Genomic DNA, 24,464 nt, shown 5'->3' with positions numbered 1-24,464 from the left:
GCAGATGAAGATGATCGCGGCGCTGCGCAACCAGTTCGGCGGCCACGCGGTCGAGTCCAGGGAGTAGCCGGCCGTGGGTGACCTCCTTCTGATCCGCCACGGCGAGACGGAGTGGAGCGCGTCGGGACAGCACACCAGCTGGACCGACCTGCCCCTCACCCCGCACGGCGAGGAACAGGCCAAGTCCCTCGCTCCGCTCCTCGCCGGACGGGCCTTCACCCGGGTAGTGACCAGCCCCCTCACCCGCGCGATCCGCACCGCCGAACTCGCGGGCCTGTCCGGGGCCTCGATCGACCCGGACCTGCACGAGTGGGACTACGGCGGGTACGAGGGTGTGACGACCCGCCAGATCCATCGCACCCGACCCGACTGGTACCTGTTCACGGACGGCGTGCCGTCCGGCCCGGACGGGCACCCGGGCGAGACCCCCGCCGAGGTGGGCCGGCGCGCGGACCGCGTCCTGGCCCACATCCAGGACGCACTCGAAGAGGGTGACGTGATCCTGGTGGCGCACGGGCACTTCCTGCGCGTGCTGACAGCCCGTTACCTCGAACTGCCGCCCGCCGACGGACGGCTGTTCCAGCTCGCCACGGGCACGGTCAGCAGACTCTCCACGGAGCACGGCCGTCCCGTGGTGGTGGAGTGGAACTCCCGGCAAGGTGCGGTGAGTTGAGCCCCGGTCGCGGGCCGGCGGACTAAGTGCCGATCGGGTCCGGGGCTTTGTCCCCGGACCCGATTGACATCTGTGTCGGGGGCGCGCCAGAGTCGCCCCGATGGAGATCAACGATCTGACGCCGGCCGAAGTACGCGTGTGGCGGGCGTTCCCCAGGGGCGAGCCCGTCGACTTCGGCGAGACGGAGGCCCAGAATCCGGCCACCGGCTCCGAGTGGGGGCCGGAGCGGACCGTACGTGCCTCGGTACTGAGGGCCCTTCTGCTCAGCACCCCCCAGGCGGACGGCGAGATACCCAGGCTCAGGCTGTCGGGCGCCCGCATCACGGGGCAGCTGAACCTCATGTACGCGGTGGTGGACCACCCGCTCCATCTGCGGTACTGCCACTTCGACGAGTCGCCCGACCTCTACGGCTCCCGGCTGCGTCAGCTGAATCTGCGCGGCTCGGTGCTCCCGGCCCTCAACCTCCCCAGTACGCGGATCGACGGCCCGCTCCGGATGACGGACTGCCGGGTGCGCGGGCCGGTACGGCTGGCCGGGTCGCAGATCGCGGGCGCGCTCTTCATGGACGGGGCCGAACTCATCACTTCCGACGCGTCCGTGGCGGTGCTCCAGCTCAACCAGTCCGTCCTCGGCGACGGCTTCGCGGCACCGGGACTGCGGGCGCGGGGCGAGGTACGGCTCGACGGTGCCACCGTGGGCGGCTCCGTCAATCTGGAGGGCGCCGACCTGAGCAATCCCGGCGGACGGGCGCTCAGCGCGCAGTCACTTGAGGTGCGGGCCGACGTACGGGCGCGGCGGCTGCGCGCCGAGGGCGGGATCGACCTGCGCGGCGCCCGCATCACGGGGCGGCTCGACCTCAATCGGTCGAGGCTGTCGAACCCCGGCGGCATGGCCCTGCGGGCCAGCAGTTGCGTCATCGGCGAGTTGTGGCTGTTCCGCAGCGAGCCGCTCGATGGCACCCTCCATCTGCGCCGCTCCCGGATCGACGTACTGGGCTTCGAGCCGCAGGTCGTGGCGGGCGAGGTGCTGTTCAACAACCTCAGCTACACGGCGCTCACCCCGCATGAGCCCGCCGAGCGCCGACTGCCCCTCCTGGAACGCGACGGCGACGGCTATGTCCCGTACGCCTACGAGCAGTTGGCCGCCGCCTACCGGCATGTAGGCGACGAGGGCGCGGCCCGCCGGGTCCAGCTCGCCAAACTGCGCCGGCACCGGGCCACCCTGCCCTGGCTCGGCCGTGCCTGGGGCCACCTCCAGGACCTCACCGTCGGCTACGGCTTCCGGCCACTGCGTGCCGCCGTCTGGCTGCTGTCGCTGCTGGCGGCCGGCTCGACCGTGTACGCCCTGCACCACCCGCACCCGCTCAAGGCCGACGAGGCACCGGAGTTCAACCCCGTCTTCTACACCCTCGACCTGCTCCTCCCGGTGATCTCCTTCGGCCAGGAAGGGGCCTTCGCGCCCGTGGGCGGGTATCAGTTCCTGTCCTACGTCCTCATCTTGACCGGCTGGATCCTGGCCACGACCGTCATCGCCGGTGTGAGCAGGAGCGTCACCCGGCAGTAAGGCCAGCCAGCGGTGGGCGTGATGGTGACCGCGACGGCCGTCGTCGTACGGCGTGCGTCGGCCGAGTCCGCAGGGGTGACGGGCGGTTGCAGCAGACCGGATGAACGTCGGTCCGGTCCTCGGGGTGGCCACGGCGGCCACGCTCGCCGCCGCCACCGGCGGACCGCGCACGGCGTTGCCCGTACTCGCGGGCGTGGCCCTCGTCGGGGTACTGGCCACCCGGAAACACCCCGGTATGGGCGACGGAAAGGGGTCGTCTGTCCAATCCCTGCGTCACCATGGGAGGTCACAGGCCTGAGGTGGTCCTGTCGGGGTATGACAGGACGGCACCTCAAGCGACCGGAGGGGAACGATGGCACAGCTTCGACAAGAGGTCGAACCGAGCGAGGTCGGACTGGACGCGAAGGCACTGGACCGCCTCGACCAGCACTTCGCCCACTTTGTCGACGAAGGACGCCTGCCCGGTTTCCTCGTGTCCGTGGCCCGCGCCGGCCGCGTCGCACACCTCACCACGCACGGCCGGCGCGACATCGCGGCCGGACTTCCGGTCGAGGCCGACACACTGTGGCGGATCTACTCCATGAGCAAGCCGGTCACCTCGGTCGCCGCGCTCATACTGCTGGAGGAGGGGCGGCTCGCGCTCACGGACCCCGTGTCCCGCTTCCTGCCGGAGTTCGCCGACCCGCAGGTGTACGTGAGCGGCTCCGGGGACGGCCTCAGGACGCGGCCCGCGCAACCCCTCCTGCTCCGGCACCTGTTGACCCACACGGCGGGCCTCACCTTCGCGTTCTACCACTCGCACCCCGTCGACGCCCTCTACCGCGGGGCCAACCTGGAGTCGTCGGTGGTGCCGGGCTCGACCCTGGCCGGGACATGCGCGGTGTACGCGAGCCTGCCGCTCCAGTTCGAGCCGGGCGCGCAGTGGAACTACTCGGTCGCCACCAACGTCCTCGGCCGGGTCATCGAGGTGGTGTCCGGGCAGCCGCTCGACGAGTTCGTCGCCGAGCGTGTCTTCCGCCCGCTCGGCATGACGGACGCCGGATTCTGTGTGACCGGCGAACAGGCCGAACGCCTGGCCGAGTTGTACGGGGAGACCGAGGACGGTGGTATCGAGCCGACCCCGGGCCTGCCGCTGAAGAGCCGGCCCAGGTTCCTTTCCGGCAGCGGCGGTGTCGTCGCCACCGCCCACGACTACCACCGGTTCATGGAGATGCTGCGTCGGCGCGGCGAACTCGACGGCGTCCGCCTTCTGTTGCCCGAGACGGTGGCCCTGATGACCTCCAACCACCTTCCCGGCGGCGCCGACCTGCGAACCTTCGGTGCCGCGCCCCACAGAGAACCCAACAACGCGGGAGTCGGTTTCGGCCTCGGCGTCTCGGTGGTGATCGACCCGGACCGCACGTCGGCCCCGACGAGCCTCGGCACGTACGGCTGGAGCGGGGTGGCGACGACGACGTTCTGGGTCGACCCGGGCCATGATCTGACGGTGCAGTTCATGACACAGGTTCGGCACAGGACAAGTCAGTCCTACTGGCACGACCTCAAGCGCCTCGTGCACGAGGCGGTCGTCACCCAGTAGCTGCCCGTGGGCAGCAGGCGGGGAGCGCGCCTTCGTCAGCCGACGGTGAGCCTGAACTCCAGCCCCTCCCCGCCCAGTTCGCCCAGCCACTCCTCCGAACGCCTGCCGTCCCGGCGGCGCGGCTCAGGCCCGACGGCAGCGAACCGTCCAGGATGTGCCGGACACCCAGGGCCAGCGTGCGGGTGTCAGCCAATCAAGCGACCAGTCGACCACACGTACGAGACACGAGCGTTGCCGGGGTTGACGCCGCCGAACTTCGCCACCGCACCGGTGTCCCGGGACCGCCGGGAGACGTACGCGAAGACCACACTGTCGTCGAAGCGGCTGGGGTGCATGATCTTCCCGGGCAGATCGGGCGTACTGGCGCCACCCTCACCCAGCGCGCCGAACGCCGCGCGCTGCGAGGCGATCGCCGTGTCGGTGCCGAGGAGGGCCGTCACGCGGTCCCGGGAGAGGAAGAGGACGTCGTCGGTCATTCCCTCTTCCTTTCCGGAATCGGGGCGTCTGGCACCCCCCGCGCGCGTTTGAGTGACGCGCGCCCCCTGATCGGGCCCCTGGGCCGGGCCGCCCGGTCACGACCAGTGGGCCACCGCGTCGAGGTGCGGCAGGACGTGGTCGAGACGCTCGCGCTTGGTCCGCAGGTAGGTGATGTTGCTCTCGCACGGCGGGATCAGCAGGGGGACGTCCTCGGCGATCTTGATGCCGTGACGGAGCAACGCCTCGCGCTTGCGCGGGTTGTTGGACATCAGGCGCACCGAGCGGACACCGAGGTCGTGGAGGATCTCCGCCGCGACGCCGTAGTCGCGGGAGTCCACCGGCAGGCCCTGCGCGAGGTTCGCCTCGACGGTGTCCAGGCCCTCCGCCTGCAGCTTCATCGCGCGCAGCTTGGCGAGCAGACCGATACCCCGGCCTTCATGCCCTCTGAGATAGACGAGAATGCCGCGTCCTTCGGCGACTATCGCGCGCAGCGCGGAGTCGAGCTGGTCACCGCATTCGCAGTGCTGGGAGCCGAAGGCGTCGCCGGTCAGGCACTCGGAATGCAGCCGGGTGAGCACGTCGTCCTCGGTGATCTCGCCGTAGACCAGGGCCACTTGCTCGTCACCGCGATCGTGGTCCATGTAGCCGACCGCCTGGAAATCGCCGTACACGGTGGGCAACGGCGCATTCACGACGCGTTCGACTCCCGAGGCCTGGGAGGCTTTGCCGAGTACGCCAATTTTTTCTGTCATGATCTGGTTCCTAAGCAGAGACGAAAGGCCGTGAGAACATGGATGATTCGGGAATACGGTTGCCGGTGGACACTACGGAAGACGTACGGACACGAGCCGCCGGCGTCTCAAAGCAGGTCGCCGTTCTTCCGGTCGGGAGCTTCGAACAGCACGGCCCCTTCCTTCCGTTGACAACCGACACCCTGGTCGCCTGTGCCATTGCCCGGGAGATCGCAGCCACACACCCGGTGCACCTCCTTCCGCCGGTGACCATCGCCTGCTCGCACGAGCACGCCGCCTGGCCGGGAACCGTCAGCATCTCCTCCGTGACCCTTCACGCGGTAGTACGGGACGTCGCCGATTCGCTGCGCCGCTCGGGCGTGGACGCCCTGGTGGTCGTCAACGGACACGGCGGGAACTACGTACTGGGCAACGTCGTTCAGGAATCCTCCGCACGTGGTGAGCGGATGGCACTGTTCCCGGCAGCGGAGGACTGGGAGGCGGCGCGCGAGCGGGCCGGAGTGGTGACCTCGCTGCTCACCGACATGCACGCGGGGGAAATCGAGACCTCCATCCTGTTGCACGCTCATCCCGAATTGCTCCGTCCCGGTTATGAGACCGCTGATTTCGTGGCCGACGACCGACGCCATCTCCTCACTCTCGGGATGGCCGGTTACACCGATTCCGGTGTCATCGGCCGTCCTTCGCTGGGCTCCGCAGAAAAGGGGAAGGCGTTGCTGGCAAGCTTCGCCGAGTCCTTCGGGGCGTATTTCTCGATGCTCACCGCTGACGGAACCGGCGCCGGGGACCGCGCTGCCGACGGCGACCAGAAGTAGCGGACGACCAGGACGACCGCGCCGGGCAGGGCGGCCACGAAGCTCAGCACCCCGTACACGACGGCGACGCTCAGCCCCATGCCGGCGCCCAGCCCCGCCGCGCCGAACGCCCAGGCGGTGACACCCTCGCGGGGGCCCCAGCCACCGACGTTCAGCGGCAGTCCCATCGCCAGCAGCGCCAGTACGGCCAGCGGCAGCAGCTCGGCGACGGGGGCCGGGGATCCGGCGACCCGGGCGGCGACCACGAACATCCCGAGGTGGCCGGAGAGGACGACCACGGAGGAGAGCGCGACACCCGGAAGGTTCTCGCGGGAGAGCAGGGCCACACGGGCCTCGGAGAGCGCGGCGCGCAGGGCGCGGGTGCGGCGTCCGGCGGCACTCGGGGCCCGGTTCATCCGGACGGCGACGACGACCGCGACGGCGCCCACGGCGGCGAAGGCCACCATCGGGACGACCCGGCGGGCCTCGGCCATCACCGGCGAGGGCTGGGTGAGCAGCACCACGGCGCCGACGGAGACCAGCGCGATCTGTCCGGCGGCCCTTTCGAGGACGACCGCACGGACCCCGCGACCGATGTCACCGGCGCTCTGCCCGTGCCGTACCGCACGGTGGACGTCTCCGAGGACGCCGCCGGGGAGGGCCGCGTTCAGGAACAGCGAGCGGTAGTAGTCGGCGATCGCGGGGACGAGGGGCAGCCTGATGCGCAGGCCCCGGGCGACCAGTGCCCAGCGCCAGGCACTGAACACGGTGGTGAGCAGCCCGATCCCGAGGGCCACGAACAGCGTCGGTACGTCGATCCGGCGCAGCCCGTCCAGGAAGACACCGGTGCCGAGGCGCCAGAGCAGCACCCCGAGAATCGTTGCTCCGGCGAGGGTGCCCACGTGGGGGCGGATGCCTCCGGCGGCTCGGCGGAGACGGCTCGGCCTGGATGCCTGCGGGGCGGTGTCCCGGGGCCCGACGAAGCCGATGACTCCGGCGCGGCCGGCGGAAGCATGTCCGTTTGCCGGTACGGCCGTCCTGCCGGGGCGGGTCTGGGCGGAGGGCACCGGATACGCGGTTCGCTGGCCGCGGGCCGGTGGGGGCTTGTCGCGCAGTTCCCCGCGCCCCTTGCGGGGCGCGTCGACCGTCTGCACACTCATGACGTCGCCCCGTCCCTCGGCCTGGCCAGGGCCAGGAGGTCGCTGTGGTGGACATCGACCCGCAACTCCCCGGCCGCGCACGCCTCCAGGCGCTCGGTGAGGTACTGGTCGGCGCGTGACCTCAGTTCCGGGCGTTCCTCCACCGCGGCCGCGACCCAGCCGCGCAGCCACTCCGCGGTGAGCGGGGCCTCCACGGGGCCGAGGCGCCAGGCGCTCGGGTGGACGTGGACCGCGGCGCCCCGCTGGTCGAAGGCCTCGCAGGCCGCCGTGACCGCGTCGGGGCCGAGCAGGCCCGCCCGTCGCTGGTGGGTGTTGAACGCGTCGGAGATGTCGCCGTCCAGCGGATCGGGGGTGCCGAATTCGACGCGGCCTGCCACGGACAGGGTCAGCAGGGCCGGGCAGCCGGCGCCCGCGCAGGCCGTGGCCAGGGCGTCGATCTCCTCGCGGGTGAGGACGTCCAGCAGCGCGGAGGCGGTGACCAGCGAGGCGCCGGCCAGCGCGTCGGAGGTCAGCCGGGCGACATCGCCGCGCCGCGTCTCGACCGTCACGCGGCTGCCGTCGGCGGCGGCGCGCGGCGAGGCCACGGCGGCGAAGTGCAGCAGGTAGGGGTCGCGGTCGTGCAGGACCCAGTGCTGGGCGCCGTCGAGCCGGGGCGCGAGCCAGCGGCCCATGGAGCCGGTTCCGCAGCCCAGGTCGTGGATGACGGTGCCACCCGGCTTTCCGGGCAGGTTGGCCAGCCGGATGCGCAGCGGGTCGAGCAGTTCGACGGCTCGTGCGGCGGCGTCGGCGCCCTCGCGCAGCTCCAGCCAGTCGGGCGCGTACCGGGGCGGGTCGTCGGGCCCGGCCTCACGCAGCCGGATCGTGCCCCGCTCCCCGGGGCCGACCGGCCCGGCCCCGGCCTTCACGTCCCGGTGGGTGGGCTGGGCCGGAATCCCGGCGGCGGGCTTGGCGTTCACGTCCACCGGCGTCACCGGCCCCCGTCGCTGGATCTCTGATGCCGCCGAACCGCTCATGGCCGTCGCCTTCTTCATGCCACGCTCCTTGCTTCCCGGGAAGTCCGCCCCGACGCCCCTACGAGACTCCGCAGCGCGGCCACCCGGCGTCCCCGGGCAGCGACCAACTCGATGTCGGCGTCCACGGGCGGCACCGAAGCCGTCGTCGTGGTCAGCGGGTTCATGCCGCTCTCCGAGGTTCCCGAGGCGATCCGCCCCCGTACCCCGACGGCACTCCGCAGCGAGGCCGCCCGGTGCCCCCGGGGGGAGACCGCCCCGGTGCCGGCGCCCGGGAGCGCCGTCGGAGCCGTTGTCGTCAGCGCCTTCTTCATGCCGCCCTCCGAGGTTCCCAGGGGATCCGGCCCAGGACTCCGGCCAGGCTCCGTGCCGTCGCCGCCCAGCCGTCCAGGGCTGCCCGGCGGCCTCTCGCGGCTGCCTTCAGGCGGCGGCGGACGTCCGCCTCGCCGAACCAGCCGCGCAGTTCCGCCGCGAGCGCCGCCGGGTTCTCCGGCGGTACGAGGATGCCGGGGACCCCGCCGTCGGGCGCGCGCCCGACGGCCTCGGGGAGGCCGCCGACGTCCGTGGCCAGGACGGGGATGCCGCGCGCGAGCGCCTCGGTGACGGCCATGCCGTACGTCTCCGCGTAGGAGGTGAGGACCATGAGGTCGGCGGCGGCGTAGCTGGCGTCGAGCTGGGCACCCGCCTGGGGGCCGGCCAGGTGCAGCCGGTCTTCGAGGCCGTGCCTGGCGATCAGGGCGCGCAGGTCGGCGACGTACTCGGGGTCCTGTTCGAGCCCGCCGACGCAGACGCAGCTCCACGGCAGGTCGGTCACCGCGGCCAGTGCCTCCACCAGCCGGTGCTGGCCCTTGCGCGGGGTCACGGCGGCCACGCAGAGCAGCCGGGAGACGCCGTCGGTGCCGGAGGCGAGGGGGGCGATGTCGGCGCCGGGCGCCGCCATGTGCACGCGGTCCGGGGCGAGTCCGTGGTGGGAGACGAGGCGCCGGACGGCCCAGTCGCTGGTCGCGATCACCGCGGGTACCGCCCTCAGGGTGGTCCGCTCCAGGGCGTCCAGCTCCGCCGCGACGACCGGGGCGAGGCCCGTCTCGTCGCCCAGCGGGAGGTGCACCAGCACGGCGAGGCGCAGCCGTTCGGCCTCCGGGACGATGATCTCGGGGACGCCGCAGGCCACCAGGCCGTCCAGCATGACGACCGTGCCGTCCGGCAACTCGCGCAGCGTCCGCGCCAGTTCCGCGCGGGCGTCCGCGCCGGGCCGGGGCCAGTCACCGGCGACGGCGTGCTTGTGGACCTGCCAGCCGAAGCCGGGCAGGTCGAGGCTGATCCGCCGGTCGTAGGCGTTGCCGCCGCTCGGCTTGGCGGGGTCGTCGACGCCGCCCGGCATCACGAAGTGCACGGAGCGAAGGGACATGGGGGTGATCGCCGCGTTCTTGAGGGCCGCGTTCTGCACGGGCACGTAGTTGAGCGTCGTCTGCACGTGAGCCTGCACCTGTACCTGTGCCGGGGCGGCCGAGGTGGCCGCCGGGGAGAGGGGAACCGCGCGGTCGAGGGTCGTGTCGGTCACAGGACACGCTCGTAGCTCGCCCAGGCGACGTGCGACTCGTGCAGCGTGACGGTGAGGCCCGCCAGGCCTCGCGCGCCCTCACCCAGGGCACCCTTCTCGATCCGTGCGGCGAGCCGGTCGGCGATGACCTTGGCCAGAAACTCCGTGGAGGTGTTGATCCCGGCGAAGTCGGGCTCGTTGTCGAGGTTGCGGTAGTTCAACTCGCTCACCACGGCACCGAGTTCCTGGGTGGCCAGGCCGATGTCGACGACGATGTTGTCCTCGTCCAGCTGTTCGCGGCGGAACGTGGCGTCGACGAGGAACGTCGCTCCGTGCAGGCGCTGCGCGGGCCCGAAGACCTCTCCGCTGAAGCTGTGGGCGATCATGATGTGATCGCGAACGGTGATGCTGAACAACGGACGACCCTCCAGGTGCGGCGCGTCTTGCCCCGTGCTGATCGCTGCCGGGGCATGCCGAGTAGTACGGCTACCCACGGCGGCTTGTTCAACGGCTTGTTCAAACGATTCTGTCAGTCTGCGTCCGGATAGCGGACACGATGGCAGAGTGCCGGAATCTCCCCGGAGGCGAGCTTCGGCAGCACGTCCGGGAGTTCCTCGAAGGCGCTCTCGCCGGTGATCAGGGCTTCGAGCGCCGGGTCGGCCAGCAGGTCCAGGGCGAGGGCGAGCCGGTCGGCGTAGGTGCGGCCGGGCCGCGCGGCCGGGGACACTGAGCCCACCTGACTGCTGCGGACGGTGAGCCGCCGGGAGTGGAACGCCTCTCCCAGCGGCAGGCTGACGCGCCGGTCGCCGTACCAGCTCAGTTCGATCACGGTGCCTTCGGCGGTGAGGAGTTCGAGCGAGCGGGCGAGTCCCGCCTCCGTGGCGCTGGCGTGGACGACCAGGTCGCACTCCCCCAGGGCGTCCCCCGGCAGCGCGAAGCCGACGCCGAGCGCCTCCGCGGTCTTCGCCCGCCCGGGATCAGCGTCCACCAACTGGACGCGCGCACCGGGGAACCGGGCGATCAGGGCGGCGACCGACGAGCCGACCATCCCGCCGCCGACCACCGCGATCCGGTCGCCGGCCAGCGGCGCCGCGTCCCACAGGGCGTTCACCGCGGTCTCCACGGTCCCGGCGAGCACCGCCCGTTCGGCGGGCACCGAGTCCGGTACCGGTGTCACCGCGCCCACCGGGACGACGTACCGCGTCTGGTGCGGGTAGAGGCAGAAGACCGTACGGCCGACCAGCGCGTCCGGGCCCTCCTCCACCACACCGACGTTGAGGTAGCCGTACTTGACCGGGCCAGGGAAGTCGCCCTCCTGGAACGGCGCCCGCATGGCCGCGTACTGGCTGACCGGAACCCCGCCCCGGAAGACGAGCGTCTCCGTGCCGCGGCTCACCCCGGACCACAGGGTGCGGACGACTACCTCGCCCTCGCCGGGCGCCGGCAGTTCGACGTCACGGATCTCTCCGTGGTCCGGCGAACCGATCCAGAACGCACGTGCGGCGCGCTTCATCGGAGTCCTCCTGAACGCTTGGGAAGTTGTTCACGTACCGAGATGTGCACAGTCCGCGCACAGTACGCGGCATGATCCACTCTGTACATAAGGCGGAGGACGAGCGGTGGCCCTGAACAACACGTACGACGCAAGGCTGGTCCAGCAGGAGACCGCTCTGGGAGCGGGCGTTCAGATCCTGTTGCTGGCCCTGCTCGGCTCCGTGATCGGTCTGGGCCCGGCGGGCTGGCTGACCGGACTGACGTTCGCGATCGCCACCTGGGCAGTCCTGTCCCGCGCGTTGCACCGGTCCGGGTCGAAGTCGTTCGGCCCGGCCAACCGGGTGACTCTCGGCCGGGCGACACTGGTCGGCGGTGTGACGGCGCTGGTCGCGGACTCCTTCGTGAGCTCGCCGCCCGTCACGCTGTTCGTCGGCCTGACGGCCGTGGCCCTGATCCTCGACGGCGTGGACGGCAAGGTCGCCCGCCGCACCGGCACCTGCTCGTCGCTGGGCGCGCGCTTCGACATGGAGGTCGACGCGTTTCTGATCCTGGTGCTCAGCGTGTACGTGTCGATGTCGCTGGGCCCATGGGTCCTGCTGATCGGCGGTATGCGCTACGCCTTCGTCGCGGCGGCCCGCGCCCTGCCGTGGCTGAACGCGCCGCTCCCCCCGAGTATCGCCCGCAAGACCGTGGCCGCCCTCCAGGGCGTCCTGCTGCTGCTCGGCGCCTCCGGGTACCTGCCCCTGGCGGGGACGCGGGCGGTCATCGCGCTGGCGCTGGGGACGCTGGTCTGGTCGTTCGGCCGGGACGTCCTGTGGCTGTACCGGACGTCCCGCCCGCGGACCGCGCCCGTCGCGTCGATCGCCTCGGTGGAGCAGCAGCTGCGCGCGCTGGTGCCCGAGTCCGCGTCCCGCTGAGGCGCGGTCCGCGAGCGACGGGACGCGGACCGCATGTCCTGCGACTGCTGTTCCACGAATGCGATTCCCGGGTCCTGACCAGCGCGAACGCCGCAGCGGCCAGGCCCAGTACCCCCCACGATCAGCCCGGCGATCCCCAGCCCGCGAGCCGTCGGTTCACTGGCCGGGCCCGAGGCCCGACCGGCGTCGCTCTTCACGGAAGCCGCCGCCCGGGTACCCGCGGCGGCACCCTCCTCCGCCGTCGGTTTTCGGTGTCGCCGGGTTCTCCGGCTCGTCCTGTCCCGCCTGAGGCGCCTCGACCCGGCGGACCGGGACCCTCCCACGGCCGGGCCCCGGCACAGCCACCGAGTCCCGGCGGCTACTCGCCGCCCGAGATCTCCTCGTCCTCCAGCTCCTTCGCCAGACGGCGCAGATGCGGCCCGTACTCCGGGTCGTTGAGTGCTGCCGCGAACTGGGCGGTGAGGTAGGCGAGCGGGTTGCCGGTGTCGTACCAGCGGCCGTGGATCACCTGGCCGTAGACGGCCCGGCTGCCGGCGTAGGCGTTGATGGCGTCGGTGAGGTAGACCTCGCCGGTGCGGTGGTCGTACCAGCGCTTGGTCTGGTCGCGCAGTTCGTCGATGATGCCGGGCGTGATGACGTAGCCACCGATGGCCGCGTAGGCGGAGGGCGCGTCCTGCGGGCGGGGCTTCTCGACCAGGCCGGTGATACGGAGCAGACCGTCGTCGAGGTCCTCCTTGACGACGGGTACGCCGTAGCGCTGCGAGTCGCCCGGGTCCATCGGCATCAGCGCGAGGACCGGGGAGTTGGTCGCCTCGTACGCCTTGATCAGCTGCTGGGCGCGCGGGACCTCGGCGACGAACACGTCGTCGGGCCACAGCACGAGCATCGGCTCGTCGCCGAAGTTGCGGGCGGCGTTGAGGACCGGGGTGCCGTTGCCGTACGGGCCGTGCTGGTCGAGGTAGGTGATGTGGCCGAGCCGGGACAGCTCGCCGACCTCCTCCACCGCGTCCGCGTAGGCGTCCTTGCCGTCGGCGCGCAGCTGGTCGACGAGGCCGGGGTTGGGCCGGAAGTGGTCCTGGATCAGGCCCTTGCCGCCGGACACGACGATGGTGATGTCGGTGATGCCGGAGGCCACGAGCTCCCGGACCGTGTGCTCGATGACGGGTTTGTCACCGACGGGCAGCATCTCCTTCGGTGTCGCCTTGGTGAGCGGCAGCAGCCGGGACCCCAGTCCGGCTGCGGGAATGACTGCCCTGCGAATCGTGGCCATGGGCCCCCCTGTGCGAAAGCGCGTACGCGTATCAGCGGTCGTTGTGCGTGGTGGTGCATGATCGTGCTCAGTGGTGCTGTTCGGTGCTCACCCGTGCTTGTCGGCGCGAGTGGTGTGACGCTACCAATTCGGCATGCCCCACCGCCGTGCCGCCCAGACCCCCGGGGTGCTCCCCCGGCCACCGTTTCAGGGCCGGCGCGGCAGCACGGCGATCGCCGCGAGGGGTACGGCGGCCAGCACCAGCCAGGGCACCACCGCGGGCAGTCCGGTGTCGAGGAGGGTGCCGGTCAGCGAGCTGCCGACCAGCACGATCAGGCCGGAAACCGACGAAAGGGCACCGGTGTAGAGGCCGAGCCGCCCCTCCTCGGCGAGGTCGGGCACCCAGGCGCGGGCCACCGGCGCGACCAGCATCTGACCGAAGGTGAGCAGGACGACGAAGCCTGCGGCGGGCAGCAGCCCGGCGATGCCGGTCCACCCTGCGGGCCTGGCCAGGGCCACCGTCGCGAACCCGGCGGAGATCAGCAGCATCCCGACGACCATGGAGCGGCGCAGGGCGAGCCGGTCGCCGACCCAGCGGGTGACCGGCAGCTGGGCGGTCACGACGAGCAGCGAGGACAGGGCGAACAGCCAGGCCAGCGCCGTCTGGGAGCCGGTCGCGCGCTCCACCTCGTCGGGAAGCGCGAGATACAGCTGGTTGTACGCCAGCAGATAGGCGCCGTACGCGGAGCAGAGTGCGAGGAACCGGCGGTTTCGCAGCAGTGTGCGCACGCCCCCTTTCGCGCGAATGCGCTCCCGGCCGGGTATGTGCTGCGGGAGGAGCCAGGCGTGCCCGGCGAGGACGAGGACGAAGATTCCGGCGCCCGCGAGGCACACGACCCGGAAGTCGACGGACAGGAGCAGTCCGCCGAGCAACGGCCCTACGAAGGCGCCCGTCTGCCCGGCCACGGTGAACAGCGCGAGGACCCGGGTGCGCGAGCCGCCGCCCTGCTCCTCCCAGGCGACCGCCTGCCGGGCCACCTCGGACTCGACCGCGGGCGAGAACAGCGCGGCGGCGAAGCCGATGAGAAGGACGGCGCCGATGACGGTCGCGGTCGAGTCGGCGTAGCCGAGCCAGACGAAGCCGGCGATGCGCAGGGCGCAGCCCGCGAGCACCACCGGCCGGATGCCGTACCGGTCGGCGAGCGCGCCGCCGACCACGAACAGCCCCTGCTGACTGAAGGTACGCAGCCCGAGGACGAACCCGACGAGCCAACCCGCCATGCCGATCGCCTGCCCGAGGTGCTCGGAGAGGAAGGGCAGAACGGCGAAGAAGCCGACGTTGAAGGCGAGTTGGGTCAGGATCAGCAGTCGCAGCAGCGGCGACAGCCGCATCCGGGCGGGCGCCCTGTCCTCAACGGCGGTTGCGGAGGTGATCACTGAACGGCCAACTCACTTGTCTCCGACCACGATTGAGCCACCCGCACAACCGTCCACCACTGCCACACCCCCAACAACGGCGACCAACGCATCCAGGCAGGCACCCCCTCCTCGACGGCCATTTGCGGAGGTGATCACTGGAAGGCCAACTCTCTCGTCTTCGGGCGGTGTTGTGTCACCCGCACGGTCTTGCGCTGCCGCCGGGCGGTGAGGCCCACGGCGGTCACGGCCAGGGCGCCGAGCAGGGCCAGTACTGCGGCGGGGGCGAGGACCGCCCAGGGGGCGCGTTCGGCGTACGGCTGGTTCTCGGCGAGGAGCAACCCCCATTCCGGGGACGGTGGCTGGGCGCCGAGGCCGAGGAAGCCGAGGGCTGCCAGGGCGAGGGCGACACCCGGCAGCCGCAGCAGGGCGTGCCGGGTGACCGGGGGCAGCGCGGCGGGCAGGAGTTCACTGCGCAGGACGTACCAGCGGTCGGCGCCCAGGCCCCGGGTGGCCGTGACATGGAGGGTGGCCCGTTCCTGGCGCAGCAGGGCGGCGGTGTGCGCGGCCAGCGGTGCCCAGGCGACGGCGGTCACGGCGAGCGCGGGGGTGGCACCGCCTCCGCCCACGACCGCCGTGACGAGCAGTGCGGCGAGTACGGGGGGTATCGCGTTGACGGTGTCGACGAGAGGCCCGGACAGCCGGGGCAGCAACCCCAGCACCAGCCCGATCAGCAGCGCGGCGGCGCTGATCGCGGAGGCGAGCAGCAGCGTTTCGAGGGCGCCGTGCCCGACGCGGGCGAGAACGTCGCGGCCGAGTGCGTCCGTCCCGAACGGGTGCGCCCAGGAAGGAGGTTGGAGCCGGGCCCGGGTGTCCAGCGCAAGCGGATCGCGCGGCAGCCCGAGGGCGACGACACCGAGCAGCACACCGGCGTACAGCAGGGGCGGGGTGCGGCGGGCGGGCGGCGCGGGCCGGTGCAGGGAGGAGAGGCCGCCGTCGCGCAGGGCGGGGCCGATGAGCAGCCGGGCGGCGATCCGGGTCGCGCCCGCGGCGAGGGCCGCGAACAGGACGAGGGCCAGGGTGCTCGCCTGGAGGACGGGCAGGTCCTGGGCGATGGCGGCCTGGAGGGCAGTGCGGCCGAGGCCGGGGATGTCGAAGATCTGCTCTACGGCGACCGAGCCACCGGTGAGCCCGACGACGAACAGCCCGACGTTGGGGAGCAGTCCGGGCACGCAGCGCCGTACGGCCTGGCTCGCGATGCGCCGGGCCGGGATGCCGCGCGCGGCGGCGGCCAGTGCCCAGGGCTCGGCGAGGGCTCCGGGCAGCAGATCGTCGAGGAGCCGTCCGAGCAGCGCCCCGGCGGGCAGACCGAGGGCGAGGCCGGGCAGGATCGTCCACTGGAAGCCGTACCAGCCGAGGGCGGGCAGCCAGCCGAGCTGGACGCCGACGACGGTGGCCAGCACGGACGCGGTGAGGAACTCCGGCAGCGCGGCGACCATCGCCGACCCGCTGCCGCCGGTGCGCCGGCGCCCGCCGGTCCACAGCGTCGGGGCGCACACCAGCGCGGCGACGAGGAAGGCGATGGTCAGCGCCACGGCCATCAGCAGCAGCGAGGCGCCGAGCGCCTGCAGAACTCCGGGCATGACCTCGGCCCCGGAGATCCAGGACCGCCCGGCGTCGCCGCGCGGCAGCCCGCCGAGCCAGTCCCCGAGGAGCCGCAACGGTCCGGCGTCCAGGCCCAGTTGCTCCCGGATGTCGGCCAGCACGGCCGGGGTGGCCTCGCGCTCCGCCGACCGGGCCTTGAGCACGGTGAGCGCCGGGTCGGTGCGGGTCAGCCAGGGCAGCAGGCCGATCCCGCACACGAGCAGCGCGGCGAGCAGGGCACGCCACAGGAGCGTGCCCACACGACCCCGCACGGGTCAGCGCCGCGTTCCGGTACCGACCAGCGTGCGCTCGTACGGATCGAGGAGCACGCCCTGTACACCGGCGTCGACGCCGGTGATGATCCGCTGGTGTGCCAGCGGGACGACGGCGTCGACGCCGAGGATCAGTGCCTCCGCCGCCATGGCCGCGTCCTGCCGCTTCGCGGTGTCCTCGATGCCCTCGGCCTTGGCGACGGCCTGGTCGACCTTCTGGTCGCAGAGCAGGGAGAGGTTGTTGCCGCCGTCGCAGGTGTAGTCGCTGGCGAGGACGGAGACGGGGTCGCCGGTGTCGAGCATGGTGTTGCGGGCGGCGACGACGGCGTCGAACCTGCCGTCGAGCGCGTCACTTTCGAGGCGCGAGTACTCCCGCACCTCCAGCGTCACCTTGAACCCGGCCTTCTCCAGCTGCTGCTTCAGCACCTGTGCGGCTTCCGGGAGCTCGGGCCGGTTGTCGTACGTGGCGAGGGTCACGGAAGTGCCGTTGGGCGTCGCAGCCTTCGCGCGCCCGGCGGGCTGGACGCGCTTGCCCTCGGCCCAGCTCAGCGCCGGGCCGTAGATGCCCTGGCCGGCGTCGGCGTGACCTTCGTAGACACCGTCGGCGATCGCGGAGGTGTCCACGGCCGCGCGGGCGGCGGCCCGGAGCTTCGCGTCCTTGAAGGCGCCGGACCTGGTGTTGAGGTGCAGGTAGGCGGTGCGGGCCGTGGCGGTCTCGCGGCGGGTCGCCTCGTCGAGGGAGGCGGCCTGGGCGACGGGGATCGACTCCGCGATGTCGACCTGGCCGGTGCGCAGGGCGTTGGCGCGGGCGGTGCCGTCGGCGATGAACCGGGCGTCGATGCCGGAGGCCTGGGCGCGTCCGCCCCAGTAGTCGTCGAAGCGGTCGAGGGTGGCCGCGGTGGAGCCGGTGATCTTCGTCAGCCGGAAGGGTCCGGTGCCTGTGCCGACCGGGTCGACGGCACCCTTCTTCGCGAACGCCTTGGGCGCGAGCACGGCGAGACCGGGGCTGGAGAGGCGCAGCGGGAGCACGGGGTCGGGCTCGGCGGTGGTGACGGATATTCGTCCGTCACCCGCGGCCTTCGCGGTGAGGGTGATGCCGGTGAGGGCGGCGGGCTCGGGCTCGGCCTGGGTGGCGCGGGTGAGGGCGGCGGCGACGGTGACCGCGGTGACCTCGGTGCCGTCCTGGAAGGTTGCCTCGCGCAGCGTGAACTGCCAGGTGAGGTCGTCCGTGCGGGTCCAGGCCTCGGCGAGCGCGGGTGCGGCGGTGCCGTTGGCGTCCAGGGCGGTGAGGCCCTCGGTGACGCCGAGGCGGCTGAGGAGGGTGGCGTCGGCACCGTACGGCGAGAGGTTCTCGGCGGGCGGGAAGGCGAGCGCGACCCGCAGCCGGGAGCCGGACCCGGCGTCCGACGACGAGTCGCCGTCGTCGCCGCCGGAGGCGAAGCAGCCGGTGAGCAGCGGGGAGAGCAGCAGTCCGACGAGCAGTCGGCGACGGCGGGGGGTACGCATGGTCCTCGGTATCTGTGAAGGGAGCGGGGTGGCACGGACGGAGCCGCACGGAAACCGGAGACTATCTGATTATCATTTCCAATAGCTAGCCCGGGGTGGCCTCCGACGATCACCGCCCCAGCGGAACCTCGAAGTGCATGACGCTCTGCCCGCCGCCCTCGTCCTCACGTTCGTCGTGCACGACCTTGCCCAGCGACCGCCAGAACCCCTCGGCGCCGACCACTGCCGGGTCCGTGTGCAGGTAGACGGCGCGATAGCCGCCGTCGGACGCCGCGAAGGCCAGCAGTTCGGCCACGAGCCGCCGGGCCAGGCCGCGCCTGCGGTGCTCGGGACGGACGTACACCCGGCGCAACTGCGCTGTGGCGCCCGAGGGATACCGTTCGGCGACCTGGCGCGGGTTCGGCGGGTGGAGCGGGCCTCGCGAGTCGAGGGCGCCGGTGGCCACGACGCTCGCGTCACGCTCGTCGACCGCTACCAGGAGGGTGTGGCGGGCGGGCGCGAGATAGGCGGACGCGGGGTCGATGACGTCACCGTGCCAGTGGGGCACGTATCCCGTGCCGAAGTCGCGGTAGACGGTGTCGAGCATGACGGCGCGTGCGCCGTCGAGGTCGCCGGGGGTCGCTGCCCTGATGCGGTAATCACTGATGCCATAGTCACGCACCTGCACATTATATGCATTTAGCAGCGGCAATCGAATCGAGCACCTGGCCGCCAACTCAATCCCACCCCACCCCAGTTGGAGGCGGGTCGATTTGACAGAGCCTCGATCGGTGCATAAATACTTGCCACATGACATTCATTTCCAAAAAGGCTGGCAAAGAACGAGGAGCGGCCCGGTAATGCGCGTCGCGTTCGTCGGCAAGGGCGGCAGCGGCAAGACCACGCTGTCCGCACTGTTCTCCCGCCATCTCGCGCGCTCCGGCGCGCCCGTCCTCGCCATCGACGGCGACATCAACCAGCACCTGGCCGAGGCGCTCGACCCGGTCGGCGGCGAGGCGTTCTCCGCGCCGCCGCTCAGCGCCCACCTCGGCGACATCAAGGACTACCTGCGCGGCACCAACCCGCGCGTCGAGTCACGCGACGCCATGATCAAGACGACCCCGCCCGGCCGGGGTTCACGGCTGCTGCGCCCGCTCGGCGACGACGAGATCCACACCCGGCATGTCGAGCGCGTGGGCGGCGTACCGCTGATGGCGACCGGCGCCTTCGACGAGAGCGACCTGGGCGTGGCCTGCTACCACTCCAAGCTGGGCGCGGTGGAGCTCTACCTCAACCATCTCGTCGACGGCCCGGGCGAGTACGTCGTCGTCGACATGACCGCCGGAGCGGACGCGTTCGCCTCCGGACTGTTCACCCGGTTCGACATGACGTTCCTGGTCGCCGAGCCGACCCGCAAGGGTGTCTCGGTCTACCGCCAGTACCGCGACCACGCCCGCGAGTTCGGGATTCCGCTCGCGGTGATCGGCAACAAGGTCACCGGCGAGGACGACCTCCTCTTCCTCAAGGAGGAGACCGGCGACCACCTGCTCACCCACCTCGTCCAGTCCTCCTGGGTGCGCGCCGCCGAACAGGGCCGCGACCAGGGCGAGCTGGAACCGCAGAACCTGCACGCGCTGAACCAGCTCCGGGACGCGGTCGACGCCCGCCCCAAGGACTGGGCCACCTTCCAGCGGCACGCCGTCGAGTTCCATCTGCGCAACGCCCGCGCGTGGGCGGACAGGGCGACGGGCCTGGACCTCGCCGAGCAGGTGGACCCGGAGTTCGTGCACGGACCCGCCGCTCTGGCCTGACCCCGCCCCCACCCAAGCGCACCACCCGTGAGAACGAAAGAAAACGAAAGAACAGGACACCCCTTCATGTCGCTCGACGTCTCCCCCCAGCTCCTCGCCGAAGCCGAGCAGGGTGACATCCGTGAGGACGACTTCGTCGAAACCGTCCGCACCTCGCTCCCGTACGCCTACCAGCTCATCGCCGACCTCGCCTCCGAACTACAGGGCGGCACCGCCGAGTTCGCCGACAACCAGACCCCGCCGCCGTCCGAGAAGGAGCGCGGCCAGTTGCTGCGGGCGCTCGCCAGTGACGCGATCCGGGGCAGCCTGGAGCGGCACTTCGGCATCGCGCTCGCCTTCCAGAACTGCCACCGGGTCGCGGCCTTCCACCCCGGCGCGCAGAACGGCGCGACCTACGCCCGCTTCACCTCGCTGCGCTCGCAGGTGCTCAACCAGTCGCCGGAGTTCCGCGATTGCTGACGCGGCGATCCGGTTCGCCGGACAGCGATTCCCCGGGGACAGGGGACACGGGGGTTCCCCGGGGAATCGACAGTGCCGGACATCCGTGACCACGCATTCCCACCCCCAGGAATTCACCAACGATTCGGCGACCCCACGGCCCCTGGCGGCCCGGAGTCGAACGGATGAAGGACCGCACCGTCAGCGGGAGCGCCCGTGAGCCCAGCCTCGACGTGATCAAGACGGTGGGCCGGGTGATCGTCATCGCCCCGGAGGGGCGGCACAGGCGGCGGCCGGGTGATTGCCCAGGGGACTCCGGAACACGCGGCGGCCGAGGCTCGTTCTCATACAGGGACGTTCCTGCGTGCACTCACTGGAGAGGAAGTGAGCACGATGGCGACCGACACCGAGGTGACCGATGTGTTCGACCCGGCCACCGAGGACGAGAGCGACGCTCCACTCCCCCGGCTCACCACCACCACCGCCGGCGGGTCGGTCGACCAGGTGCGGGACTATCTCCGGCTCATCGCCCGGGTCCGGCTCCTCGACGCAGAGCAGGAGGTCGACCTGGCGAAACGCATCGAGGCCGGACTGTACGCCGAGCACAAACTGCTGGACGCGCCACCCGGAGACGCCGTACTCCAGCGGGAGTTGGCGATCGTCGTTGCGGACGGAGAGCGCGCCAAGTCCCATCTCATCGAGGCGAACCTCCGGCTGGTCGTGTCCGTCGCCAAGCGTTACACGGGCCGCGGACTGCTGTTTTTGGACCTGGTCCAGGAGGGCAACACGGGCCTGATCCGGGCCGTCGAGAAGTTCGACTACGCGAAGGGCTTCAAGTTCTCGACGTACGCGACCTGGTGGATCCGGCAGGCGATCTCGCGCGCGCTGGCGGACCAGGGCCGGACCATCCGCATCCCCGTGCATCTGGTCGAGGTCATCAACCGGGTGGCCCGCACCCGCCGCGAGCTGATCCAGGACTTCGGCACGGACCCCACACCGGAGGAACTGGCGGACAAGGCGGGCGTCCCGGTGGAGCGGTTGCCGGAACTCACCGCCTACACACGGGAACCCGTCTCGCTGCACACCGCTCTCGGCGAGGACGGCGACGGCGAGCTCGGCGACCTGATCGAGGACCGCGACAGCGTCACCCCCATGGACATGGTCTCCTTCCTGCTGCTCCAGGAGACCATCCAGTCCATTCTCGCGGAGATGACCCCACGGGAGGCCGGCATCATCTCCCTGCGCTACGGCCTGTCCGGCGGCCGGTCCAGAACCCTGGAGGAGATCGGCCAGGTGTACGGGGTGACGCGCGAGCGGATCCGCCAGATCGAGTCCAAGACGATGTCCAAGCTGCGCCATCCGTCCCGTTCTCAGGTGCTGCGGGACTATCTCGACGCCATGTGACCCGGACTCCGCCGCGCGTTACGGGCGTCACGCCGTTCCGAGTGCCGTACTCAGGGTGCGGATCGCCTGCCCGGTGGCGGCCTCGGCGGCCTGGGTCCCGCGCAGGCCGTGCAGCATCACGAAGTCATGGATGATCCGCTGGTAGCGGACGGCGGTGACGGGTACGCCGGCCTCGCGCAGCCTGTTCGCGTACGCCTCGCCCCAGGAGTCCTACCGTGAGCGCAGCCGGAAATGGACCGCCGCAGGAGGGTTCCCTGCTCCTCGACGACCAGTTGCGCTCGCCCTCTGCGCGGCCTCCCGAGCGGTCGCCGCCCGCTGCCGGCTGCTACCGGCCGCTGCTGGACGAGCTGGGCCTGACCTAGCGCGGTACCTGGTGACGCTGGTGCGGTGAGCCGGGCTCGATCTCCGGGCAGGACCGCGGTCACACTGCATCTGGATGTCCAGCACCCTCTCTCTCCTCCGCTGAAGCGCCTAAAGACGAACGGCCCGCTGCGCCGCGAGCGGATCATGATCGCGGCCGGCGCCGCGCTCGCGCTGCTCTTCGGCTTCGCGATGACGCGCTACTACGACAGCAAGGCCCTCGAACGCCTCACTCCGCAGCCCTCCTGAGCCGAAGTCGGCGACGGAGTCCCGGTGTCGAGGTCAACAGTTGCCTGTTCACCCTTCCGGGCGGTGGCCTCGGGCTGACAGACTCACGAGGGTGCCCGACTTCGACATGCTTGTCATAGGATCCGGCCCTGGCGGCCAGAAGGCTGCCATCGCGGCAGCCAAGCTCGGCCGCCGGGTCGCCGTCATCGACCGCCCCGACATGGTCGGCGGGGTCTCCATCCACACCGGCACCATCCCCTCCAAGACACTGCGCGAGGCGGTGCTCTACCTCAGCGGCCTCACCCAGCGCGATCTGTACGGTCAGAGCTACCGCCTCAAGGAGGACATCACCGTCTCCGACCTGACCGCGCGCACCGAGCACGTCGTCAGCCGCGAGGTCGACGTCATCCGCAGCCAACTGTCCCGCAACCATGTCTCCCTGTTCGCCGGAACCGGCCGGTTCGTCGACGACCACACCGTCGCCCTGCGCGAAGTGACCGACCACGAACGGCTGTTGAGCGCCGAGCACATCATCATCGCCACCGGGACCCGGCCGGCCCGACCGGACAGCGTCGAGTTCGACGAGCGCACGATCATGGACTCCGACAACGTGCTCAACCTGGAACGGGTGCCGCGTTCCATGGTCATCGTCGGAGCCGGGGTGATCGGCATGGAGTACGCCTCCATGTTCGCGGCCCTGGGCAGCAAGATCACGGTGGTCGAGAAGCGGGCCGGGATGCTCGACATGTGCGACATCGAGGTGATCGAGTCCCTCAAGTACCACCTGCGGGATCTGGCCGTCACCTTCCGCTTCGGAGAGACGGTCGCGGCGGTGGAACGCCACCCCCGGGGCACCCTCACGATCCTGGAGAGCGGCAAGAAGATCCCCGCGGACGCCGTGATGTACTCGGCGGGCCGCCAGGGCCTCACCGACGAACTCGCCCTCGACAAGGCCGGACTGTCCGCGGACCGGCGCGGGCGGATCACGGTCGACGAGCACTACCGCACCGAGGTGCCGCACATCTACGCCGTCGGCGACGTCATCGGCTTCCCGGCCCTCGCCGCGACCTCGATGGAACAGGGCCGGGCGGCGGCGTACCACGCGTGCGGCGAGCCGGTCGACCGGATGCACAACCTCCAGCCCATCGGCATCTACACCATCCCCGAGATCAGCTTCATCGGCCGCACCGAGGACCAGCTCACCGAGGAGTGCGTACCGTTCGAGGTCGGCATCTCCCGGTACCGCGAACTGGCCCGGGGCCAGATCATCGGCGACTCCCACGGCATGCTCAAGCTGCTGGTCTGCCCGGAGACCCGCAAACTCCTCGGCGTCCACTGCTTCGGCACGGGAGCGACGGAACTGATCCACATCGGCCAGTCCGTGATGGGGTGCGACGGAACGGTCGACTATCTGGTCAACGCGGTCTTCAACTATCCGACGCTCGCGGAGTCCTACAAGGTGGCCGCTCTGGACGCGACGAACAGGTTGCGGCAGATCGACCGGTTGCGGGACTGAGTCACGCCGTACGGCTGGGCCCGCCCATAGGGCTCAGCCGTACACGGCGTACCGTACGAACGAGGTCCAGCCGTCACGGCCGACCGCGAGGTGGGGGCGCGTCACGTCCTTGTAGTCCCTTGCACAGATGGCCTGTTCGGTGAAGGCGACCTCAACGCAGGCGTCGCCCCGGCTACCGCTGTAGCTGGACTCGAACCAGGCGAGTTCCGTAGTGCTCACGGTTCTCCTCGGAGTCGGGAAGCGCCGACCGGACCCCTCGACCTGACAGCGCGCGGTCTTCCGAACACGCCTTGGGGCGACTGCCTGCGGCCAGGCCGAGACCCCCCGGGGAGACTCGGCCGCTGTCCTCGCCGGCAGAAGCCGTGGAACTTCTCCGCACCGACGCCCTCCTGCTGATCCACGACCCGACAACCGCAACCCGCACCGCAGACACCTCACGACGAGAAAGGATCGCTGTCGGCTGACTACACCACCAGCCCACCGAACGGGGGACACGAGGACACGCCCAGCGCCTGCCGAACGACGAAACACCCGCGCCCGGCCGGGAGCCGGAGGCGGGTGCCTGATTTCCCCTGCCCGTGAAACGGGTCTCATGGGGCAACTATGTCCACGATGAACGATGTCGATGTGTCCGAGGGGGGACTTGAACCCCCACGCCCGATAAAGGGCACTAGCACCTCA

25 protein-coding genes and 3 pseudogenes are annotated in these 24,464 nt (G+C 71.2%); 12 read left to right on the top strand and 16 right to left on the bottom strand.

Annotation, left to right across the window (positions count from 1 at the left end):
• Window positions 1–73: 73 nt before the first annotated feature.
• The 4 genes from RB628_RS32615 to RB628_RS32600 all read left to right on the top strand — a co-directional run bounded on the left by RB628_RS32615 (window position 74) and on the right by RB628_RS32600 (window position 3,816).
• Complete coding sequence (locus RB628_RS32615) at window positions 74–673, top strand: histidine phosphatase family protein (protein WP_318324218.1); 600 nt, start codon at window positions 74–76, stop codon at window positions 671–673.
• A 100-nt stretch (window positions 674–773) separates the two neighbouring features.
• On the top strand, window positions 774–2,237 hold the full coding sequence (locus tag RB628_RS32610) for a membrane-associated oxidoreductase (RefSeq protein WP_318324217.1): 1,464 nt from the start codon (window positions 774–776) through the stop codon (window positions 2,235–2,237).
• A gap of 100 nt (window positions 2,238–2,337) precedes the next feature.
• Window positions 2,338–2,535, top strand: coding sequence for a hypothetical protein (locus tag RB628_RS32605; RefSeq protein WP_318324216.1), 198 nt, complete (start codon window positions 2,338–2,340; stop codon window positions 2,533–2,535).
• Between the two features lie 54 nt (window positions 2,536–2,589).
• Window positions 2,590–3,816, top strand: a complete 1,227-nt coding sequence (locus tag RB628_RS32600) for a serine hydrolase domain-containing protein (RefSeq protein ID WP_318324215.1) — start codon at window positions 2,590–2,592, stop codon at window positions 3,814–3,816.
• Between the two features lie 35 nt (window positions 3,817–3,851).
• Here RB628_RS32600 and RB628_RS32595 read toward each other — a convergent pair.
• From RB628_RS32595 to ribA, 3 genes and pseudogenes are all read right to left on the bottom strand, one after another.
• Window positions 3,852–4,000 (bottom strand): annotated as a pseudogene (locus RB628_RS32595) (saccharopine dehydrogenase); the annotation flags it as partial.
• Window position 4,001: 1 nt separating this feature from the next.
• Window positions 4,002–4,292, bottom strand: a complete 291-nt coding sequence (locus tag RB628_RS32590) for a hypothetical protein (protein WP_318324214.1) — start codon at window positions 4,290–4,292, stop codon at window positions 4,002–4,004.
• Window positions 4,293–4,388: 96 nt separating this feature from the next.
• Complete coding sequence (gene ribA / locus RB628_RS32585) at window positions 4,389–5,045, bottom strand: GTP cyclohydrolase II (RefSeq protein WP_318324213.1); 657 nt, start codon at window positions 5,043–5,045, stop codon at window positions 4,389–4,391.
• 38 nt (window positions 5,046–5,083) lie between these two features.
• On the opposite strand from ribA, the gene RB628_RS32580 reads away from it, so the two are divergent.
• A complete protein-coding gene (locus tag RB628_RS32580; protein ID WP_318324212.1) occupies window positions 5,084–5,860 on the top strand; it encodes a creatininase family protein in 777 nt (258 codons plus the stop codon).
• An 80-nt stretch (window positions 5,861–5,940) separates the two neighbouring features.
• On the opposite strand, the pseudogene RB628_RS32575 reads toward RB628_RS32580, so the two are convergent.
• From RB628_RS32575 to RB628_RS32550, 6 genes and pseudogenes are all read right to left on the bottom strand, one after another.
• A pseudogene (locus RB628_RS32575) lies at window positions 5,941–6,999 on the bottom strand (lysylphosphatidylglycerol synthase transmembrane domain-containing protein); the annotation flags it as partial.
• The gene (locus RB628_RS32570; RefSeq protein WP_318324211.1) at window positions 6,996–8,030 is read right to left on the bottom strand and encodes a class I SAM-dependent methyltransferase; all 1,035 of its coding nucleotides are present in this window, start codon (window positions 8,028–8,030) and stop codon (window positions 6,996–6,998) included. The pseudogene RB628_RS32575 and the gene RB628_RS32570, both read right to left, overlap by 4 nt.
• Window positions 8,027–8,323: a hypothetical protein gene (locus RB628_RS32565; RefSeq protein ID WP_318324210.1), complete on the bottom strand. Its 297-nt coding sequence runs from the start codon at window positions 8,321–8,323 to the stop codon at window positions 8,027–8,029. The genes RB628_RS32570 and RB628_RS32565 overlap by 4 nt, the downstream gene beginning before the upstream one ends.
• Complete coding sequence (locus RB628_RS32560; RefSeq protein ID WP_412180757.1) at window positions 8,320–9,570, bottom strand: glycosyltransferase family 4 protein; 1,251 nt, start codon at window positions 9,568–9,570, stop codon at window positions 8,320–8,322. The genes RB628_RS32565 and RB628_RS32560 overlap by 4 nt, the downstream gene beginning before the upstream one ends.
• Complete coding sequence (locus tag RB628_RS32555) at window positions 9,567–9,965, bottom strand: 6-carboxytetrahydropterin synthase (RefSeq protein WP_318324209.1); 399 nt, start codon at window positions 9,963–9,965, stop codon at window positions 9,567–9,569. Before RB628_RS32555 ends, RB628_RS32560 begins: the two co-directional genes overlap by 4 nt.
• 113 nt (window positions 9,966–10,078) lie before the next feature.
• On the bottom strand, window positions 10,079–11,062 hold the full coding sequence (locus RB628_RS32550) for a dehydrogenase (protein ID WP_318324208.1): 984 nt from the start codon (window positions 11,060–11,062) through the stop codon (window positions 10,079–10,081).
• A gap of 106 nt (window positions 11,063–11,168) precedes the next feature.
• On the opposite strand from RB628_RS32550, the gene RB628_RS32545 reads away from it, so the two are divergent.
• On the top strand, window positions 11,169–11,960 hold the full coding sequence (locus tag RB628_RS32545; RefSeq protein WP_318324207.1) for a CDP-alcohol phosphatidyltransferase family protein: 792 nt from the start codon (window positions 11,169–11,171) through the stop codon (window positions 11,958–11,960).
• Window positions 11,961–12,318: 358 nt separating this feature from the next.
• Here RB628_RS32545 and RB628_RS32540 read toward each other — a convergent pair whose 3' ends face one another.
• The 5 genes from RB628_RS32540 to RB628_RS32520 form a co-directional block, all read right to left on the bottom strand.
• Window positions 12,319–13,230, bottom strand: coding sequence for a UTP--glucose-1-phosphate uridylyltransferase (locus RB628_RS32540; RefSeq protein WP_318324206.1), 912 nt, complete (start codon window positions 13,228–13,230; stop codon window positions 12,319–12,321).
• A gap of 186 nt (window positions 13,231–13,416) precedes the next feature.
• Window positions 13,417–14,601 (bottom strand): MFS transporter, encoded by a 1,185-nt coding sequence (locus tag RB628_RS32535; RefSeq protein WP_318324220.1) that lies wholly within the window; start codon window positions 14,599–14,601, stop codon window positions 13,417–13,419.
• 179 nt (window positions 14,602–14,780) lie between these two features.
• Window positions 14,781–16,541 carry an ABC transporter permease subunit gene (locus tag RB628_RS32530; RefSeq protein ID WP_318324205.1) on the bottom strand — a complete coding sequence of 587 codons (1,761 nt, stop codon included), beginning with the start codon at window positions 16,539–16,541 and terminating at the stop codon, window positions 14,781–14,783.
• Between the two features lie 3 nt (window positions 16,542–16,544).
• A complete protein-coding gene (locus RB628_RS32525) occupies window positions 16,545–18,047 on the bottom strand; it encodes an ABC transporter substrate-binding protein (RefSeq protein ID WP_318324204.1) in 1,503 nt (500 codons plus the stop codon).
• A 109-nt stretch (window positions 18,048–18,156) separates the two neighbouring features.
• The gene (locus RB628_RS32520; RefSeq protein WP_318324219.1) at window positions 18,157–18,693 is read right to left on the bottom strand and encodes a GNAT family N-acetyltransferase; all 537 of its coding nucleotides are present in this window, start codon (window positions 18,691–18,693) and stop codon (window positions 18,157–18,159) included.
• 193 nt (window positions 18,694–18,886) lie between these two features.
• Here RB628_RS32520 and RB628_RS32515 point away from each other — a divergent pair, with 193 nt between their 5' ends.
• The 3 genes from RB628_RS32515 (at window position 18,887) to RB628_RS32505 (ending at window position 21,679) form a co-directional block, all read left to right on the top strand.
• On the top strand, window positions 18,887–19,837 hold the full coding sequence (locus RB628_RS32515; protein WP_318324203.1) for an ATP-binding protein: 951 nt from the start codon (window positions 18,887–18,889) through the stop codon (window positions 19,835–19,837).
• A gap of 66 nt (window positions 19,838–19,903) precedes the next feature.
• Window positions 19,904–20,296: an SCO5389 family protein gene (locus tag RB628_RS32510; protein ID WP_318324202.1), complete on the top strand. Its 393-nt coding sequence runs from the start codon at window positions 19,904–19,906 to the stop codon at window positions 20,294–20,296.
• A gap of 372 nt (window positions 20,297–20,668) precedes the next feature.
• Entirely contained in the window at window positions 20,669–21,679 is a 1,011-nt protein-coding gene (locus RB628_RS32505) for an RNA polymerase sigma factor (RefSeq protein WP_318324201.1), read from the top strand.
• A 27-nt stretch (window positions 21,680–21,706) separates the two neighbouring features.
• On the opposite strand, the pseudogene RB628_RS32500 reads toward RB628_RS32505, so the two are convergent.
• Window positions 21,707–21,880 (bottom strand): annotated as a pseudogene (locus RB628_RS32500) (esterase); the annotation flags it as partial.
• 14 nt (window positions 21,881–21,894) lie between these two features.
• Between RB628_RS32500 and RB628_RS32495 the strand changes: the two are divergent.
• The 3 genes from RB628_RS32495 to sthA all read left to right on the top strand — a co-directional run bounded on the left by RB628_RS32495 (window position 21,895) and on the right by sthA (window position 23,783).
• The gene (locus tag RB628_RS32495) at window positions 21,895–22,041 is read left to right on the top strand and encodes a hypothetical protein (RefSeq protein ID WP_318324200.1); all 147 of its coding nucleotides are present in this window, start codon (window positions 21,895–21,897) and stop codon (window positions 22,039–22,041) included.
• 25 nt (window positions 22,042–22,066) lie between these two features.
• Window positions 22,067–22,288 carry a hypothetical protein gene (locus RB628_RS32490; RefSeq protein WP_318324199.1) on the top strand — a complete coding sequence of 74 codons (222 nt, stop codon included), beginning with the start codon at window positions 22,067–22,069 and terminating at the stop codon, window positions 22,286–22,288.
• A 91-nt stretch (window positions 22,289–22,379) separates the two neighbouring features.
• A complete protein-coding gene (sthA, locus tag RB628_RS32485; protein ID WP_318324198.1) occupies window positions 22,380–23,783 on the top strand; it encodes a Si-specific NAD(P)(+) transhydrogenase in 1,404 nt (467 codons plus the stop codon).
• Between the two features lie 33 nt (window positions 23,784–23,816).
• Here the strand turns inward: sthA and RB628_RS32480 are convergent, their stop codons facing one another.
• Window positions 23,817–24,002 (bottom strand): DUF397 domain-containing protein, encoded by a 186-nt coding sequence (locus RB628_RS32480; RefSeq protein ID WP_318324197.1) that lies wholly within the window; start codon window positions 24,000–24,002, stop codon window positions 23,817–23,819.
• Between the last annotated feature and the right edge of the window lie 462 nt (window positions 24,003–24,464).

The sequence above is a fragment of the Streptomyces sp. ADMS genome (genome assembly GCF_033441795.1).
Classification (GTDB): Bacteria; Actinomycetota; Actinomycetes; order Streptomycetales; family Streptomycetaceae; genus Streptomyces.
This window is presented reverse-complemented; position numbering and strand designations above follow the sequence as displayed.

Coding starts and splice junctions, on each gene's coding strand:
- RB628_RS32610 (WP_318324217.1), top strand. CDS start 774: ATGGAGATCAACGATCTGACGCCGGCCGAAGTACGCGTGTGGCGGGCG.
- RB628_RS32605 (WP_318324216.1), top strand. CDS start 2,338: ATGAACGTCGGTCCGGTCCTCGGGGTGGCCACGGCGGCCACGCTCGCC.
- RB628_RS32600 (WP_318324215.1), top strand. CDS start 2,590: ATGGCACAGCTTCGACAAGAGGTCGAACCGAGCGAGGTCGGACTGGAC.
- RB628_RS32590 (WP_318324214.1), bottom strand. CDS start 4,292: ATGACCGACGACGTCCTCTTCCTCTCCCGGGACCGCGTGACGGCCCTC.
- ribA (WP_318324213.1), bottom strand. CDS start 5,045: ATGACAGAAAAAATTGGCGTACTCGGCAAAGCCTCCCAGGCCTCGGGA.
- RB628_RS32580 (WP_318324212.1), top strand. CDS start 5,084: ATGGATGATTCGGGAATACGGTTGCCGGTGGACACTACGGAAGACGTA.
- RB628_RS32570 (WP_318324211.1), bottom strand. CDS start 8,030: ATGAAGAAGGCGACGGCCATGAGCGGTTCGGCGGCATCAGAGATCCAG.
- RB628_RS32565 (WP_318324210.1), bottom strand. CDS start 8,323: ATGAAGAAGGCGCTGACGACAACGGCTCCGACGGCGCTCCCGGGCGCC.
- RB628_RS32550 (WP_318324208.1), bottom strand. CDS start 11,062: ATGAAGCGCGCCGCACGTGCGTTCTGGATCGGTTCGCCGGACCACGGA.
- RB628_RS32540 (WP_318324206.1), bottom strand. CDS start 13,230: ATGGCCACGATTCGCAGGGCAGTCATTCCCGCAGCCGGACTGGGGTCC.
- RB628_RS32535 (WP_318324220.1), bottom strand. CDS start 14,601: ATGCGGCTGTCGCCGCTGCTGCGACTGCTGATCCTGACCCAACTCGCC.
- RB628_RS32525 (WP_318324204.1), bottom strand. CDS start 18,047: ATGCGTACCCCCCGCCGTCGCCGACTGCTCGTCGGACTGCTGCTCTCC.
- RB628_RS32515 (WP_318324203.1), top strand. CDS start 18,887: ATGCGCGTCGCGTTCGTCGGCAAGGGCGGCAGCGGCAAGACCACGCTG.
- RB628_RS32510 (WP_318324202.1), top strand. CDS start 19,904: ATGTCGCTCGACGTCTCCCCCCAGCTCCTCGCCGAAGCCGAGCAGGGT.
- RB628_RS32505 (WP_318324201.1), top strand. CDS start 20,669: ATGGCGACCGACACCGAGGTGACCGATGTGTTCGACCCGGCCACCGAG.